Raw genomic sequence first — 16,142 nt, 5'->3', positions numbered from 1 at the left:
CAACCCCTATGGTTATGGGGAACATATCCACGCTCGTAGATGGAAACATATCAAAGATTGGCTCTCGTTTGTAGGAACATATCGACTGTAATTATTTCATTTTCAAGCCTTTATCGATAGCTTCCTGAATAATCTTATGACAACAAACTCCCAACGGATTGTTTTCTTTACAATTAGAATTTTTCATTGCCCCAGTGATGGCATTTACTTCTTTTACGGATTTCGCGCCATGCTTTACAACTGCTTCAATTACCTGATTTTCTGTGACTTCGCTACAATAACAAGCATACTTAGGATCTGCATCTTTCTTAAACCAGATAGGAACTCTAACTTGGTCTTTCAAGAATTTTATTTCATTATCTAAGTTATAGTAAACAACGTCGCAGTCCTCGTTCATGCAAATCTTATATTGATCTCCGTTAACAGCATTACGATAATCATCTACCACTAGATGTTCAACAGTTACTTTACTAACGGAAATCCCTTCATTATTACATACAGGACAATTGTCTTTAATTTGATCCGGCTTTTCTGTTTTGCATCCACAACAACATTCATCAATAACTTTCAATTACATAACCTCCATATCTTTAAAACCATTTAATTCAAGGTAAATCCCAACCAATTTTCATTTATAGTTTTTAAATTAAAAAATACCCCTTGATTGTATCGTCAATTATCGGTATCATTCAAGGGGTGAATAGGAAAAATAGTTTATAGATTCTTTACATTCAAAGCTCTAAAAGCATTTAATACTGCGATGATAGTTACACCTACATCTGCAAATATAGCTGCCCACATAGTAGTTATTCCAAAAGCACTCAAAATAAGAACAATTATTTTTATTCCAATTGCAAATACTATGTTTTGATGTGCAATTTTTAGTGTCTTTTTAGAAATCTTCATTGCAGTAGCAATTTTCGATGGCTCATCAGTCATAATTACAACATCAGCAGCTTCAATGGCCGCATCAGAACCTAAACCACCCATTGCTATTCCAATGTCTGCACGAGCTAATACAGGTGCATCATTGATTCCGTCACCAACAAAGGCAAGTTTACCTTTTTTAGATTTTTGCGAAAATAATTCTTTTAGTTTTTCAACTTTGTCTGCTGGCAACAGTTCTGCATAAACCTTATCAAGACCAAGCTCTTTAGCAACTTTTGAACCAATACTTTTATTATCACCTGTCAACATAACTGTTTGTTTAATATTAGCTGCCTTAAGTTCCTTGATTGCTTGTGCTGAATCTTCCTTTACCTCATCGGCAATTACAATGTAACCTATATATTTGTTATTAACAGCAACATGTACAATAGTACCGATCAGCTCTCCCTTGAAATAAGGGATATCCATCATTTTCATAAGTTTGATATTTCCTGCCATAACCTTTTTGCCATCTACTGTTGCAATAACACCATGACCTGATATCTCTTCTACATCTGAAATACGTCCATTGTCTATTTCTTTGCTATATGCACGTTTCAGTGAAAGTGAAATCGGATGATTGGAATAGCTTTCCGCATGTGCAGTTAATTCTAGTAGCTCTTCTTTGGAAACTCCTTCTGGATGAATTTCCTGTACATTAAATACACCTTTCGTTAGTGTTCCAGTTTTATCAAAAACAACAATTTCAGTTTCTGCTAATGCCTCTAAATAATTACTACCCTTGACTAAAACACCTTTTTTTGAGGCTCCACCTATTCCACCGAAGAAACTCAAAGGAATTGAAATAACTAAAGCACACGGACAGGATACCACAAGGAATGCTAGTGCTCTATATATCCAATCACTAAAAGTCGCCCCGTCTATAACAAGAGGTGGTATAATAGCTAGAAAAACTGCAATTATAACCACAACCGGTGTATAATATCTCGCAAACTTCGTAATAAATTGTTCTGAATTGGATTTTTTACTACTTGCATTTTCAACTAAATCAAGAATTTTACTTACAGTAGATTCTCCAAATTCCTTGGTAACCTCTGCTGTAATAACCCCATTAATGTTGATGCACCCACTTAGGATATCACTTCCAACTTCTACTTCACGAGGAACAGATTCGCCTGTTAGTGCCGATGTATCAATCATTGAACTTCCCTCAATTACCTTGCCATCAAGAGGAATTTTTTCTCCTGCTTTAATTACAATAATATCTCCAATTTGTACTTCATCTGGGTCAACTTTGACAAGTTCATCACCTTTTTTAACATTTGCATAATCTGGTCGAATATCCATAAGGCTTGCAATTGACTTTCTCGACTTGCCAACTGCATAGCTTTGAAACAGTTCTCCAACTTGATAAAACAGCATAACTGCAACACTTTCAGGATACTCACCAATAAAAAATGCACCAATTGTTGCAATACTCAATAAAAAATTTTCATCGAAAACTTGACCTTTAAAAATATTTTTTACAGCTCTTTTTACAACATCTCCACCTACAATAATGTAACTTATTATAAAGAGAGCAATCTGTAACCATTCGTTATTTAAACTAAGCAATACTGCTGTAGCTAACACGGCTGCACCAATAATTATTCGCCATAGTCGTTTTGTCATACTAAATAGCCTCCTTTAAGCCTTTTTCATAGTTGTATCGGGTTCGATTTTTTTAACTATTTTTTCGGCCTCTGCTATTATTGTTGGCATTTTTTCATCCTCACCATCAATAACGAGTTTTGTGGTCATAAAGTTAACAGTAGCTTCTTTCACTCCATCAAGCTCATTAATAGCCTTTTCCATTTTTGCCGCGCAATTTGCACAATCTAAACCTTCAAGTATAAATTTCTTTTTCATTATTAAATCCTCCTAAATATTATTTGTAATTTTATTTTGAATACTAAAAGTCTTTTTCAAATTTTCTTGAAGCATTGCTCATTTGAAAAGAAGACTTAAATATATGCCCAAATATCTTCAAAAAATATTCTATTCTACCGCATTACTACTTCTCGTTGATATGAATTAGACCTTGGTCAAATATTTCTCTTACATGATCATCAACTAATGAATAATATACTACTTTGCCTTCTTTTCTGTTTTTCACTAAATTAGCTTGTTTTAAGACTCTCAGCTGATGGGAAATTGCTGATTGTGTCATGTTAAGTAATACAGCGATATCACAAACACACATTTCAGCTTCATGTAAAACCCATAATATCCTGATTCGTGTTGAATCTCCAAATACTTTAAATAATTCTGCTAGATCATAAAGGCTTTCTTCTTGAGGCATTTTATCTCTAACTTGATTTACAATATCCTCATGAATTACATTGCAGTCACATCTTTCAATTGAATTAAATTTTTTAGTCATATTATCACCTCTTTTTAAATCATTTCATCTGAATACTTGGACAAGTATTCATACGTTGTATATTTATTATGTTATTGTTTTTCTCTTGTGTCAATAGTTATATGAGCATTTATTCAAGTGTTTTTTATATTATTTAAAATATCTCAAAAACATCTACTAAGATATTAGTACAGTCCTTTCTCGGTATCCTGTTCCATACATATCCTTTAAACAAATCCTTAAAAATAAAGACTTCTCCTTCGTACAAGTTTTCGGTTTCTTTAATAGCTTCATCTAACAGCTTATTACATCACTCATGTGGTAACTCCTTATCAATAACCTTATAAACAACATTTTTGATAATATCACATGTATAAATCATGTAAAAGTCAATGCAAAAAACGCCAATCAAGAGAACCTAACTCTTAATTGACTGTTTATATTAGTATTAAATCATTTTGAAGTGTCTCAAAGCATCCATGATGGCTTCTTCTTTTTCAGGTGTACACTGTGGAATAATTTGTTTCTCCTTTTTTGACTTGTTGTAATGTTCTCGTAATTCTATTCCACATTTCCTTTTTATCTGTGCAATATATAATGTTGAAACTTTTAATTGAAATTTATTCCAAACATATTCTTTGATTTGAGCATATGTTGCTTTGCTCTCCGCACTTGTCAAATCCATCTCATCCAGCTCAATTTCAACACTTATGTGCTTATCGACATCGAGTTTGGACAAAAGTGCTACCGTCTCGATGTGCGTGGTGTGCGGGAACATGTCGACGGGTTGTACATAGGTGACGGCATAGCCGCGGGCGGCGAGGTACGCCGCGTCACGCGCCAAGGTGGCAGGGTTGCAGGAGACGTAGACGATGCGGCTCGGTTGCCAGTCGGCGACGGTCGCGAGCGCTTTTTTATCGCATACAAATTTTATTTCTGCAAGATATTGAAATAACAGAACTTTCTATTGTAATGTAGTTAAAGAACAAGCCCTTGCCATACGTGGCGGGGCGTTTTTTATAAGGTGTATATTGAACAAACCATTTTCATAAAGCCGTCTATCTCTCTTTTTTCTCTCCTCCTGTTTCTGCTGACTGATGAGTTTTTTTCTTTTGTTTTGTAACTGCTTAATTTCTTCTTCTGCCATTAAAATTTTTTCGTCTATGTTTTTCATTTTCTGTTTTCCTCCCTTTCAAATTCTAAGCAACAAAAAAACAGTAAACCTTTCGATCTACTGTTTCTCAAATCTATATTTCCTTATTTGAAGCTATTTTCTATCATTAGTTGCACTTGTCCTAATGGAATATTAAATATTATTCCATAAATAGACATTCCAAGTAATAATATTGCAACAAAAACCCCTATGCCATAAAGACAGCCGTTGCTAACCTTAGCTTTTTTGATTTTAATATTTACAAAACTATATATCAGGAATACTGTAAATATAAAAGCCAAAATATAATTTGGTAACATATACATAATACATTACCGTTTATTTACAAAATTTATTCCAAAAATCCACCCAGCTGTCATGTACTTCTCTTTGGTCAATGTAGACAAAAGTATCTTCATCATACCAATCATGGTTAACTATATCATCAATAGTCTCAGGAACAAAAAAGTTGAAAAATTCTTTCTTGAATGAACTTCCATACTGTAGATAATATGCACCTACCATCTTTGTAAAATTGGTTTTCTTTACATCTTGTGGTTTATACAAAAGTGCTTCTCCAACCTGATTTAAATCAGGGCTCACTTCAAGAAAGACTAAACTTAAATCATTTTCCTTATAGCCCAGTATAAAACTTCTGTACTTATAGGAAACAGTACGAAGTACTGCAAAATTTGCTCCGCCTATATCTTCTGAGTAAGCGTAAACTATTTTATATTCCGAACCATTATCTACTTTATTATCAAAAATTTCTCTCATGCGATTTTTGTTTTCATCGTTTTTTGCTTTATCTAACTCAATCGTTTTCTTGCCTCCAAATAAACCAAACAGTCCCATTCCATCATCTCCTATCTTTTTTAAGTTTTACTTAATATTACAACATTTTGCATGGTTTTTCAAGTAATTTTTTCTTTTACAACTCATAGTTTTACACATATCATCAAACGTATTAAGGGTTGCATAGAACTAGATATTGAAAAAATTGAAAATGTTAATACTAAGCAATCTATTTTTCATTCTTTCCGTTCCGATTGCACTACCTTTAACAGCTTATCTTGAAATGTATCCTTGCTCTTTTTATCAAAATATATCTCTGTTACAAAGGTCTTCCCAATCGCAAATCAGAGCGCTCCAAATCCATCGGCTGTCTCCTTCCTAGTAAAACCCACACCTACTTCTGGTCTGTGATTGTACCACTTTTCCAGCTGGGATACTACATTCCTCTTTTGTTATTTCAACCGGTATGAGCTTCGTCAGTACGGCGAGACAATAACGCCACCGTCTCGATATGCGTGGTGTGCGGGAACATGTCGACGGGCTGCACGTGGGTGACGGCATAGCCGCGGGTGGCGAGGTACGACGCGTCACGCGCCAAGGTGGCAGGGTTGCAGGAGACGTAAACGATGCGGCTCGGCTGCCAGTCGGCGACGGTCGCGAGCACTTTTTCATCGCAACCGGCGCGCGCCGGATCCATGACGATGACATCGGGTGTGACGCCCTGCGCGGCGAGCTGGGGTAAAACCTCCGCGGTATCGCCGGCGATAAATGAAGCGTTGTCCAAGCCGTTTAAGCGGGCGTTGTTGCGGGCGTCTTTGACGGCGGGAGCGAATTTTTCGACACCAATGACGCGCTGCGCTTGGCGCGCGAGAAAGAGCGAGATGGTGCCGGTGCCGCAGTAGGCGTCGATAACGGTTTCTTGCCCGGTGAGCCGAGCCGCTTGCAAGGCGGTTTCATAGAGCACGCGCGTCTGTACGGGGTTCACTTGAAAGAAGGAGCCCGGCGACAAGGCGAAACGTAAATCGCCGATGGTCGCAGCCAGCACTCCATGGCCCCACAAGTGTTTCATGGTTTTGCCTAAAATAACGTTGGTGCGTTCTTTTTGAATATTTTGGTAGAGCGATACGAGTTCGGGCACTTCTTCGCGCAAGCGTTCGATCCAACGTTCCTTGTCCGGCAATTCGCGCGTGGCGGTGACGAGGATCGCCATTACTTTGCCGCCTTCGCCGGTGCGGCCGACGACATGGCGCAGTACGCCGGTGCCGGCGCGTTCGTCATAGGGTTCGGTCGAAAGTTCCGCGCGGATTTTGCGCACGGCGGCGAGCAGACGATTGGTCGCGGGGTCTTGCAAGAGGCAAGTGGTCATATCGACAATGTCGTGGCTTTGGCGTTCATAAAAACCGATCGCCGGACGGCCGTCGCGCAAGCCGACGGGGACTTGAATTTTATTCCGATAATGGAAAGGATCCGCCATGCCGATGACGGGTTCGACGGCGACATCGATGCCGCCGATATGGGTCAATAAATGCGCGACGCGCTCGCGTTTCCAACGCAGCTGCGCTTCATAATCCCATGTGACCAGCGGATAGATCCCGACTTCGGGATAGTAGCCTTTCGGCGGCGTGACGCGATCGGGTGACGCGGTGATGATTTCGCGCAAATCGCCGACAGCGTATTTCTTTTTCAGTGTGAGGATGGTCGCCCGCACGGTTTCGCCGGGCAAAGCGCCGGCAACGAATACGGTAAATCCTTCATAACGACCGACGCCCTCGCCGTGACTGCCCAGATCATGAATGGTGATCGGGTAGTCGCGACCGAGCGCGACGGGAACAGCGTTTATTTTTTTCATGTTCTCTCGATTCTTTTACATACTCAATTCATGGACAAGCTGGTACAATTCCATATCCAGCTCCCGTTTAGTTTGTGATAATTCTGCGTAGGGAACGGCCACGATATTCTGCGCGCGACTGGCGATCAGATGGGCGGTATCGTTTCCTTCCAAGGCGGTGACGGCCGCCGCGCCCAAACGGCTGGCCAAGATGCTGTCATGCGCGCTCGGCGCGCCGCCGCGCTGGATATACCCGAGCACGGTGACGGACGGTTCAAAGGCGGTGCGTTCACTGATCGCTTGCGACACATCCGCTCCTTTGGCGGCGCCTTCGGCGACAATGACGATGCCGTCATGCTTGCCGTTGTAGCGGCAGGTTTGCAAACGCTCGACAAGAGCGTCCATGCTGACGGGAAGTTCCGGCACGAGTACCGCTTCCGCGCCGCACGCCGCCGCGGCCGTCAATGCCAAATGGCCACGGGAACGTCCCATGACCTCAATGACGGCGATCCGTTCATGCGAAAAAGCGGTGTCGCGAATGGCGTTCACCGCATGCACGATCGTATTGACGGCGGTATCGAAACCGATGGTGTCTTCCGTTCCCGCCATGTCGTTATCAATGGTCGCGGGTATGGTCACGGTCGGCAAGCCCTGCGCCGATAATGACGCGGCGCCCTGTAACGAGCCGTCGCCACCGATCACGATCAGGCCGTCGACGTTGATGCGTTCCAAAAAATCAAGCGCCTGTTTTTGGCGGATCGGTTCTTTAAATTCGGGACTGCGCGCGGTGCGCAGCATCGTGCCGCCGCGGTGAATGATGCCGCCGACGGAACGACGAAATAACGGCAGGTAATCCTCTTCCAACAGCCCCGCATAGCCGCGCCGAATGCCGACGACGTTCCAATCTCTATAAATCGCCGCCCGTACGACCGCTCGAAGCGCGGCGTTCATGCCGGGCGCGTCGCCGCCACTGGTCAAAACGGCTACTTTTCTTACCATAACTATACCCCTTTCGTCGCGTTTTATGTCGCTCTTCGCCGCGTCGCGTCAGGAAACGAAACGGCGCCCGATGCAGGTAGCGACGGATCGCATACGCCAAGCGCGTCGGTGTCCGATACGTGGTATTCACCGAGCAGTCGGCGCGTTCGTGCCAACCGTACCAGGCGCGATTCAAGTCGGCGACGCAACCGGCCAAATTATCGTAATCAATGGTCGGGCGTTTGCCCTGCTTGCGAGCTACGCGCTCAATGATGCGAAATGTTTTCGCGTACAACAAAACAACTACGCCATATTCGCGCAGACGTTCAAACATGCCCTCTTCCAACACGAAGTTGCCGCCGACCGCGATGATCGCATGATGGTAGCGGCGCACGCGCTCAATGACCTCGGCTTCCGCCTGTCGCAACGCGTCCGCGCCGAGTGTCGCGCCGAGTTCCGCCAGCGACATGCCGCGTTCACGCTCCAAAAAGCGATCCGTGTCGATGAACTGCCAGCCCAACTCCCGCGCCAGCATCCGACCGACATGGCTTTTCCCCGTGCCCATGGAGCCGATCAAAACGATATTGCGTTTTTTGATGAGACGATTTTGACGTTCTTCTCGCATGATCTCCCTCTTTGTTTTTATTATAACAAATTCTCAGCTAAAACAATGCGGAAGACATCGGGAGCGAGCTCGGCTTTTCACACGGTCGGGAATCCATACTGTCGATAATTTTTTATTTTGCGACGCCGGGAAAACAAAAGTTTTACACAATAAAAAAGAAGCCGCTCGCGCGACTTCTTTTCTTTATTCATTATTTAGTTTCGCTTTTCATCGCCGGATCATATTCATGCGATACATGCGCTTCACTATCCAATTTGGCTTGATGCGCCGCGTAGAGTTTTTGCGCTTCTTCATCGACACGACCCGTGCGTTTATCTTCTTCACGGTTCCAGTAAATGGAATCCATCAGGTCGAACCGTTCCGAAACGAAACCGTAGAGCGTCCAACCGAAGAAGGTAACGAGCGAACCGTAAGTCATCGAGTCGAAGCCCGAAGAATACAGCGCATAGAAGCTGTACAACGAACCAAGGAGCGCGATGAAGGTGGTCGCACCGCTGTAATGACCCGCCGCTTTCTGAATAACGACCAGAGCCGCCATCGAGAGCAGGTACGGGATGATGTTCGTAACAACCGCCAAGTTAACCAGCGTTTCAAACTGTTCATACAGCGCGTCGCTGATCGTCATTAACGACAGGAGCGACTGAATGACGGTGATCGTGATCATGCCGACGATCGGTGCGCCATAGGAAGTAACTTTGCTGAACAGTTTCGGGAAGTAGCCTTCGTCCGACGAGGTTTTGAATACCTGAGCGATCGTGAACTGCCAACCCAAGAGCGAACCGAAACAAGACATTACCATGAGACCCATGACGATTTTACCTACTGTCGGGGTGAACATCGTCGCGAATGCCAAGCCGAACGGCGCCGAAGACATCGCGAGTTCTGCGTTCGGAACGATACCGGCCATAACGTTGGTGGACAAGATGTAAATGATAGCTGCGCCCAACGTACCGCCTAAGCAAGCGATCGGCACGTTCTTTTCCGGGTTTTCAACGGCTTCGGAGTTGGCGCTTGCCGATTCCATGCCGAGGAAGGCCCACAATGTCATCGCGATCGACTGTGTTAAACCATCAAAGAATTGCAAGTTGTGCGGGTTCCAAGCTTCCGTATAGGTCGACGGGTTGAACCAGAACCAACCGATAACGGAAATGCCGAGTACCGGGATAATAACGCCCCAAACGGTAACCGAAGAAACTCGGCCGGTGTATTTCGCGCCGCCGAAGTTCATGACTGTCGCCAACCAAAGTGTTGCGATCGTCCACATGCCGACCGCTACGGAGGACAATTCAACTTCCATAAATTCCTGCGCGTAACCGACGGCCGAAATCGCAATCGCGATGTTGGCGATCAAGAGCGATACACCGTAAGTGTAGTTCGCCATAAAAGAACCGGCTTTGCCGAACGTATATTCCGCGTAGCCGCCCATACCGCCGCCACGGCGGGTGTACATACCGCATTTAGCAAACGCATACGCCAAGCACATCGAACCGACCGCTGTCACGACCCAGCTCAAAATGGACATGGTGCCTACTTGCGCAAGCTTGGTCGGTAACATAATGATACCGGACCCCATCATGTTGACCGCTGTCAAAATTGTCAGCTGGACAACGCTCATTTTATTTTGTGAGCTATCTGCCATTATAAAAGCACTCTCCTCAATACCCGCCTTCCATTACGGTGTGCCGAGTCCGCCCGGCACACCGTGTCTGAAAGCAGGTGTTACAAATACGATCGAATTACGCTTTCGCGAATTCTTCTTCGTATTCTTTCTTCAATACATAACCGTAAGCACGTTTCTTACCGTCTTCCGTTTCCAGGTATACGCCCTGGATTTCCGGCGCGAAGCCCGGCAACTGGTTGATGCCTTCGTTCAGCGCGAGGAAGTATTTCTGCGCGGTAGCGCTCCAACGTTCACCCGGAACTACCGTCAGAACTCCCGGCGGGTACGGCAACGCACCTTCGAGAGCGATGCGGCCTTCGATTTCGTCAACCGGTACCAATTCACCATGGTTGCGAACGAATTCGAGGTTCGCTTTATACGGCGTATTGACATATTCCGGGAAGTAGTCTTTCAGGAACAAACGTTTCTGCAGTTCTTTCACGTTGCGTTCTTTGTAGAAGTCCTGCATTTCCTGGCAGAGACGACGAATCGTGTAACCTTTGTATTTGTCGATATTGTTGTAGTAGATGGTCGGCAATACGTCCTGCATCGGCGCATCTTCTTCGATCAAGCGTTCGAAGCGAGCGATTTGCGCTACGAGGTTCTGCATCTTGGTCTGCGTTTCCGCCGGCGTCAAGAGGAACAGAATCGAGTTCAAGTCGCATTTTTCCGGAATGATGTTGTTTTCACGGAGGTAATTCGCGAGAATGTTGGCATGAATACCGAAGTCTTCATAGGTGCCGTCTTCCGCGTGGATACCCGGCGTGGTCAACTGCAGTTTCATCGGATCGACGAAGTACTGGCCTTCGCCGTAACCGTCGAAGGAGTGCCAACGTTCACCCGGAACGAAACGGAAGTAGTCCAGGTTGTTCGCCATGTCTTCGGTGTCGCCGTCTTCCCACGGTTTGCCGTTGACTGTCGGCGGAACGAACGGTTTGATCATTTTGCAGCTGCGCAAAATCGCTTTACGGGTTTCGATACCGAGTTTAACGGCTTCAACCCAGAGGCGTTTGCCTGCTTCGCCGTCAGCCATTTTCGCGTTGACGTCCAAGGACGCGAACATCGGGTAGAACGGCGAGGTCGACGCGTGCATCATGAACGCGTTGTTCAAGCGTTTATGCGGGCAGTAACGATCCTGGCCTTTGATATGGCTGTCTTTTTTGTGGATCTGCGAGGTCTGCGAGAAGCCGGCCTGTTGTTTGTGGACAGATTGGGTTACGAAGATACCCGGATCATCCGGACCGAGTTCCAAGAGCATCGGACTGCAGTCACGCATCATCGGAATGAACTGTTCATAACCTACCCAAGCGGAGTCAAAGAGAATGTAGTCGCAGAGGTGACCGATCTTTTCAATGACCTGTTTCGCGTTGTAGATCGTGCCGTCATAGGTACCGAGCTGGATAACCGCGAGACGGAACGGGCGTTTTTCTTTCGCTTTTTTCGGATCCATTTCGGCCGCGAGTTCGCGGAGTTTCTTCTCATCGAAGCAGCCTTCCAGGATACCGCCGATGAAACCGAACGGGTTACGCGCGGTTTCCAGGTATACCGGAGTCGCACCGGCCTGAACCAAAGCGCCGTGGTTGATCGATTTGTGGTTGTTGCGGTCATAGAGAACCAAGTCGCCGGGGGCGAGCAAAGCGTTCAATACGACTTTATTGGAGGACGACGTACCATTCAAAACGAAGTACGTTTTGTCCGCGTTGTAGACTTGCGCTGCGTGCTGCTGCGCATCCAAAGCCGGACCTTCATGAATCAAGAGATCGCCCAACTTAACGTCAGCGTTGCAAAGGTCGGCGCGGAATACGTTTTCGCCAAAGAAATCAAAGAAAGCACGGCCTGCGGGCATTTTACGGTAGAACATACCACCCTGATGGCCCGGGCAGTCAAACTGCGATTTGCCGGCTGCCACATAGTCAGCCAACGAACGGAAGAACGGCGGTAATACGTCTTCTTCATACGCCGCTGCAGCCTGTTCAACCTGGCGGCTGTAGTAACCGCGTTTGGTGTCCGTGTTCGCCGCGTCGATAACATGGTCAATTTGGCCCATGTATTTCAAGTCGAGCGCTTTGCCTTCGGTCAATACGGCAATGACCGGAATGTTGAATCCCGTTGCTTTCACGTTGTCGAGGTAGTCCATTTCCTGATCTGTGATAACAGCTACCGCAACATCGGTGAAGTCCGTATTGTCGAGACATACTTTTTCCCGGCCGACCGCCAAGTCAAAGTATTGTTCTGCGAGCGGACTGTAACCCACTTTCAGATGCTTCATTATTAAGACCTCCCAGTCTTCTTACTTAGACAATAAATGTCATAGCCACAAAAAAACGGCATTAGCACAACGATGATGTACATCAGCCTGCCGAATCGGTTTCCCCACTCGGCGATTTGCATTCGCCCGGCAGATCGTCGACCGATTCTGTCCTGGCTCATTATCCAATTCTGACCACCTGAGGTGCAAAAAAACATCGCTACGTGCCACACGGGTGTTTGCGGCTTTCACCCAGCGTTCAACAACATTATAGTACTTTACTTTGAAAGTTGTCAATTTCATAAATTTCATAGAAATACCTCAGAAACTCAGTGTATTTAATTTATTTTGACAATAAACAAAAATTTTATTGATAATTGAGATTTTTTATAAAATAATGACCGGATTATTTTATAATCTTATCAATGCCTTTGTTATAAGGCTCAGTGGCTATTCCAAGCACATATATTAGAAATCATAAAAAATAGTTTTAATATATTCGCGTGTTTTTATAATTTTATTTTTATCCTCCCTTTTGGAGACGCTTGCGTTCCATGCATACTGAAATTTTAAGTTTCATAAAGCGATGATTAACTTATATATTTTTACTATATTTAAATGATGTAAATACTAAAAAAGAGACCCCTCGGGGTCTCTTTTGGGTGATGGCTCTTTTATTTTTCTTCGTTTTCCGATGCTTCTTCCGCGTTGTCACCGCGCGGCACGTCCTTCTTCCGGACGCATCAGCGGGAACAGGATGACATCACGAATGGATGCGGCATCCGTCAGGAACATGATCATGCGATCAATCCCGATGCCCAAGCCGCCGGTCGGCGGCAAGCCGTATTCCAAAGCGGCGACGAAGTCTTCGTCCATCTGATGGGCTTCGTCATCGCCCAATTCAAATTCGCGCATTTGCTGTTCGAAGCGACCGCGCTGATCGATCGGGTCATTCAATTCGGAGTAGCCGTTGGCGAGTTCGCGACCGAAGATAAATGCTTCAAAGCGGTCGGTAATCGACGGATTTTCTTTATTCTGTTTGGCGAGCGGCGAAATTTCCAGCGGGTGACCGAAAATAAAGGTCGGCTGAATCAGTTTTTCTTCCGCCACTTCTTCAAAGCAGGCGTTCAGAATCTTGCCGATGCCGTCATGCTCCGTGTATTCCGCACCGAGGCGATCCGCGATCGCGCGCGCTTCTTCGATCGTTTCTACCTGATCAAAGTCTTCGCCCGAGAATTTCTTGACCGCTTCCGGCATGGTCATGCGGTTCCACGGCGGAGTAAGATCGATTTCCGTGCCCTGATAATTAATTTTCATCGTGCCGAGTACCTTCTGCGCGCAGTAGGAGACGATTTGTTCCGTCTGGTAGATGGCGTCTTCAAAGTTGCCGTACGCCTGGTACGTTTCCAGCATCGTGAATTCCGGATTGTGACGGTTGTCGATACCTTCATTGCGGAAGTTGCGGTTGATTTCAAAGACGCGTTCGAAACCGCCGACGACCAATCTCTTCAGGTACAATTCCGGCGAGATCCGCATGTACACATCCATGTTATGCGCGTTGTGGTGCGTGATGAACGGACGCGCGGCCGCGCCGCCGTAGATCGTCTGCATCATCGGCGTTTCGACTTCCATGAAGCCGTGATCGGTGAGCCATTCGCGAATGCAGTTAATGATCTGCGAACGCTTTTTGAAGGTGTCACGCACTTGCGGGTTCATGATCAGGTCGACGTAACGTTGACGGTAACGAATTTCCGGATCTTTCAAGCCCTGCCATTTGTTCGGCAACGGACGCAAGCCCTTCGAAAGCAAGGTCAGTTTTTCCACGCGCACGGTGATTTCACCCTTGTGCGTTTTGAATACCTTTCCGTTAATTCCGACGATATCACCGATATCCAGCAATTGAAACAGTTGGCATTCGAGCTCGGACACTTCATCTTGGCGCAAGTAGACTTGAATGTCGCCCGTGAAGTCGCGCAGATTCAGGAACGCCGTTTTGCCGTGATCGCGGATCGCCATGATACGACCGGCAATCGCGACTTCCTGCTCTTCCAGTTCAGCAAATTCGTCAATGATCTGCTGATTATGATGCGTCCAGTCAAATTTCTGACCGAACGGCGTCACTCCTAAATCGTAAATCTTCTGCAGCTTTTCACGGCGGATCTGCATCTGCTCCGATTCGCCTTCGCGCAGTTGTTCCAATTCGGAACTGTGGTCATTCTGTACATTAGCCTGTTCGTTTTGTGCGTTATCCATGTTATTCTCTCCTTTTAAGTCGACATAGCCGTAATGAATTTTCTTTGTGATGTGCAGAAAAGTATTTTACCGACGAAACGTCGGTTTGGCATCTGTCGCCTTACGCGGCAGGATCACACGGCGTGCCGGCGCTGACGGCTGCACGCAACGTAAGTATACCGCGTCGAATTGCCCTTCCATACCGGACCTCCCACTAGTTGTCAATTTAATTTATTAACAATCTTATGTTTCATAAATTATAGCAAACCCTTTTTCGAGTGTCAAACCTCCGCGGACATCTCGGAACGCGGGAAATCGGGTCGGTAGTCCTCCCTGTCTTTAAGGTGGTCAAGAAATTGACGCATGACTTTAGGGAGCTCCACCCCTTTTTGGGTATAGACGTAATGCTCCGCCCTCAGGTATTTGCTGCGTAACGGCACCGCCGTAATGTAGGGAGCCAACCACGGCGACACGTCGCCCGCGATGACCGCGATCCGATGGCAACGCAAGGCCACATCGACCACCGTCGCCGTCGATGTGCAGCGTATCCCAACGGGAATTTCGACATGTTCTTCACGACAGCTGCGGAAAAATCCTTCTTCCAATTCCGTCGCCAAGCAAATCGGTTCCTTGGTCAGGGATGTCATTCGTACATGCTGCTTATCTTTCAATAGCGGGTGATCCTTCCTTCCGATCGCGTAAATCGGTCTTGTAAACGCGCCCTCCAAAGTATACATAAATGCCTGCGACGCGGCAAACGGCGTAATGATGCAATGAATCTCACCGCGCTCCAAATGGTCGGCGAGCGTGGCGACATCGTTGACAGTAATGCGCCAACGGCGATCCGGATGCTTTTCGGCGAAGTCGGCGACATATTCACCTACAGCCATCGAAAGATCCGGCACCGTGCCGATCGCGACCGTTTCCAGTTCATTGAAAGCGACCATTTTCAGGTCGGTCCGCAGTACATCCGTCGCATTCAAAATATGGCGCATCCGCCGATATAAAAGTTCACCGGCGGCCGTCAACTCCAAGTGACGACTGCCCTGTCTCGTTTTAATCAGTTGAACGCCGTAATACGACTCCAGGCTTTTAATTTGCGCTGACAAGGCCGGCTGCGCGATATTCAAACGTCGCGCGGCTTCACTTACGGTATAGGATTCCGCCACAGTAACAAAGTTGCGATAAAAATCCAGATTCATCGTAATCCCCCAATGCAAGAACAAGGTGGAGTTGCCCCCACCTGCTCAAATGGCTTGTTGTCTCACGATGTAATTGTATCGAATTTATTACTTTCACACAAGACGACCGGTATGAAGCATCCCAAGACAACC

At 46.0% G+C, this 16,142-nt stretch carries 16 protein-coding genes and 1 pseudogene; all 17 read right to left on the bottom strand.

The features are described from left to right. Positions 1-91: 91 nt before the first annotated feature. The 17 genes and pseudogenes from HNR45_RS02595 to HNR45_RS02520 all read right to left on the bottom strand — a co-directional run bounded on the left by HNR45_RS02595 (position 92) and on the right by HNR45_RS02520 (position 16,010). Positions 92-571: a Csac_0668 family 2Fe-2S cluster-binding (seleno)protein gene (locus HNR45_RS02595; RefSeq protein ID WP_034437378.1), complete on the bottom strand. Its 480-nt coding sequence runs from the start codon at positions 569-571 to the stop codon at positions 92-94. A 143-nt stretch (positions 572-714) separates the two neighbouring features. Beyond that, a complete protein-coding gene (locus tag HNR45_RS02590) occupies positions 715-2,559 on the bottom strand; it encodes a heavy metal translocating P-type ATPase (RefSeq protein ID WP_184327521.1) in 1,845 nt (614 codons plus the stop codon). Between the two features lie 15 nt (positions 2,560-2,574). After that, complete coding sequence (locus tag HNR45_RS07365) at positions 2,575-2,796, bottom strand: cation transporter (RefSeq protein ID WP_003145146.1); 222 nt, start codon at positions 2,794-2,796, stop codon at positions 2,575-2,577. Between the two features lie 145 nt (positions 2,797-2,941). After that, on the bottom strand, positions 2,942-3,310 hold the full coding sequence (locus HNR45_RS02580; protein WP_159823089.1) for an ArsR/SmtB family transcription factor: 369 nt from the start codon (positions 3,308-3,310) through the stop codon (positions 2,942-2,944). 133 nt (positions 3,311-3,443) lie between these two features. Beyond that, complete coding sequence (locus HNR45_RS02575; RefSeq protein WP_462686620.1) at positions 3,444-3,575, bottom strand: DUF1413 domain-containing protein; 132 nt, start codon at positions 3,573-3,575, stop codon at positions 3,444-3,446. A gap of 162 nt (positions 3,576-3,737) precedes the next feature. After that, positions 3,738-4,028, bottom strand: coding sequence for a 23S rRNA methyltransferase (locus HNR45_RS07395; protein WP_196806853.1), 291 nt, complete (start codon positions 4,026-4,028; stop codon positions 3,738-3,740). Between the two features lie 3 nt (positions 4,029-4,031). Next, positions 4,032-4,223 (bottom strand): annotated as a pseudogene (locus HNR45_RS07390) (23S rRNA (uracil(1939)-C(5))-methyltransferase RlmD); the annotation flags it as partial. A 30-nt stretch (positions 4,224-4,253) separates the two neighbouring features. After that, complete coding sequence (locus HNR45_RS02565; protein ID WP_159823090.1) at positions 4,254-4,463, bottom strand: hypothetical protein; 210 nt, start codon at positions 4,461-4,463, stop codon at positions 4,254-4,256. Positions 4,464-4,781: 318 nt separating this feature from the next. Then, positions 4,782-5,297 (bottom strand): hypothetical protein, encoded by a 516-nt coding sequence (locus HNR45_RS02560; RefSeq protein ID WP_034437384.1) that lies wholly within the window; start codon positions 5,295-5,297, stop codon positions 4,782-4,784. A gap of 176 nt (positions 5,298-5,473) precedes the next feature. Next, positions 5,474-5,575: a hypothetical protein gene (locus HNR45_RS07385; RefSeq protein WP_081944132.1), complete on the bottom strand. Its 102-nt coding sequence runs from the start codon at positions 5,573-5,575 to the stop codon at positions 5,474-5,476. Between the two features lie 119 nt (positions 5,576-5,694). After that, positions 5,695-7,086: a 23S rRNA (uracil(1939)-C(5))-methyltransferase RlmD gene (rlmD, locus tag HNR45_RS02550; protein ID WP_159823091.1), complete on the bottom strand. Its 1,392-nt coding sequence runs from the start codon at positions 7,084-7,086 to the stop codon at positions 5,695-5,697. A gap of 15 nt (positions 7,087-7,101) precedes the next feature. After that, a complete protein-coding gene (locus tag HNR45_RS02545; RefSeq protein ID WP_159823092.1) occupies positions 7,102-8,064 on the bottom strand; it encodes an ATP-dependent 6-phosphofructokinase in 963 nt (320 codons plus the stop codon). After that, entirely contained in the window at positions 7,973-8,668 is a 696-nt protein-coding gene (locus HNR45_RS02540; protein WP_159823093.1) for a shikimate kinase, read from the bottom strand. Before HNR45_RS02540 ends, HNR45_RS02545 begins: the two co-directional genes overlap by 92 nt. Positions 8,669-8,858: 190 nt before the next feature. Then, positions 8,859-10,307, bottom strand: coding sequence for a putrescine-ornithine antiporter (gene potE / locus HNR45_RS02535; protein ID WP_159823094.1), 1,449 nt, complete (start codon positions 10,305-10,307; stop codon positions 8,859-8,861). Positions 10,308-10,404: 97 nt separating this feature from the next. Continuing rightward, on the bottom strand, positions 10,405-12,597 hold the full coding sequence (locus HNR45_RS02530) for an ornithine decarboxylase (protein WP_159823095.1): 2,193 nt from the start codon (positions 12,595-12,597) through the stop codon (positions 10,405-10,407). 690 nt (positions 12,598-13,287) lie between these two features. Next, the gene (lysS, locus tag HNR45_RS02525) at positions 13,288-14,742 is read right to left on the bottom strand and encodes a lysine--tRNA ligase (protein WP_371712921.1); all 1,455 of its coding nucleotides are present in this window, start codon (positions 14,740-14,742) and stop codon (positions 13,288-13,290) included. A gap of 347 nt (positions 14,743-15,089) precedes the next feature. After that, on the bottom strand, positions 15,090-16,010 hold the full coding sequence (locus HNR45_RS02520) for a LysR family transcriptional regulator (protein WP_159823097.1): 921 nt from the start codon (positions 16,008-16,010) through the stop codon (positions 15,090-15,092). Positions 16,011-16,142 lie beyond the last annotated feature (132 nt).

Source organism: Negativicoccus succinicivorans (assembly GCF_014207605.1).
In the GTDB taxonomy this organism is placed as follows: domain Bacteria; phylum Bacillota; class Negativicutes; order Veillonellales; family Negativicoccaceae; genus Negativicoccus; species Negativicoccus succinicivorans.
Note: the sequence above shows the minus strand (reverse complement) of the source record. Positions and strands in the feature narration are given on the sequence as shown.

Coding starts and splice junctions, on each gene's coding strand:
- potE (WP_159823094.1), bottom strand. CDS start 10,307: ATGGCAGATAGCTCACAAAATAAAATGAGCGTTGTCCAGCTGACAATT.
- rlmD (WP_159823091.1), bottom strand. CDS start 7,086: ATGAAAAAAATAAACGCTGTTCCCGTCGCGCTCGGTCGCGACTACCCG.
- HNR45_RS07365 (WP_003145146.1), bottom strand. CDS start 2,796: ATGAAAAAGAAATTTATACTTGAAGGTTTAGATTGTGCAAATTGCGCG.
- lysS (WP_371712921.1), bottom strand. CDS start 14,742: ATGCAGATCCGCCGTGAAAAGCTGCAGAAGATTTACGATTTAGGAGTG.
- HNR45_RS02565 (WP_159823090.1), bottom strand. CDS start 4,463: ATGAAAAACATAGACGAAAAAATTTTAATGGCAGAAGAAGAAATTAAG.
- HNR45_RS02580 (WP_159823089.1), bottom strand. CDS start 3,310: ATGACTAAAAAATTTAATTCAATTGAAAGATGTGACTGCAATGTAATT.
- HNR45_RS02590 (WP_184327521.1), bottom strand. CDS start 2,559: ATGACAAAACGACTATGGCGAATAATTATTGGTGCAGCCGTGTTAGCT.
- HNR45_RS02530 (WP_159823095.1), bottom strand. CDS start 12,597: ATGAAGCATCTGAAAGTGGGTTACAGTCCGCTCGCAGAACAATACTTT.
- HNR45_RS02560 (WP_034437384.1), bottom strand. CDS start 5,297: ATGGGACTGTTTGGTTTATTTGGAGGCAAGAAAACGATTGAGTTAGAT.
- HNR45_RS02540 (WP_159823093.1), bottom strand. CDS start 8,668: ATGCGAGAAGAACGTCAAAATCGTCTCATCAAAAAACGCAATATCGTT.
- HNR45_RS02545 (WP_159823092.1), bottom strand. CDS start 8,064: ATGGTAAGAAAAGTAGCCGTTTTGACCAGTGGCGGCGACGCGCCCGGC.
- HNR45_RS02520 (WP_159823097.1), bottom strand. CDS start 16,010: ATGAATCTGGATTTTTATCGCAACTTTGTTACTGTGGCGGAATCCTAT.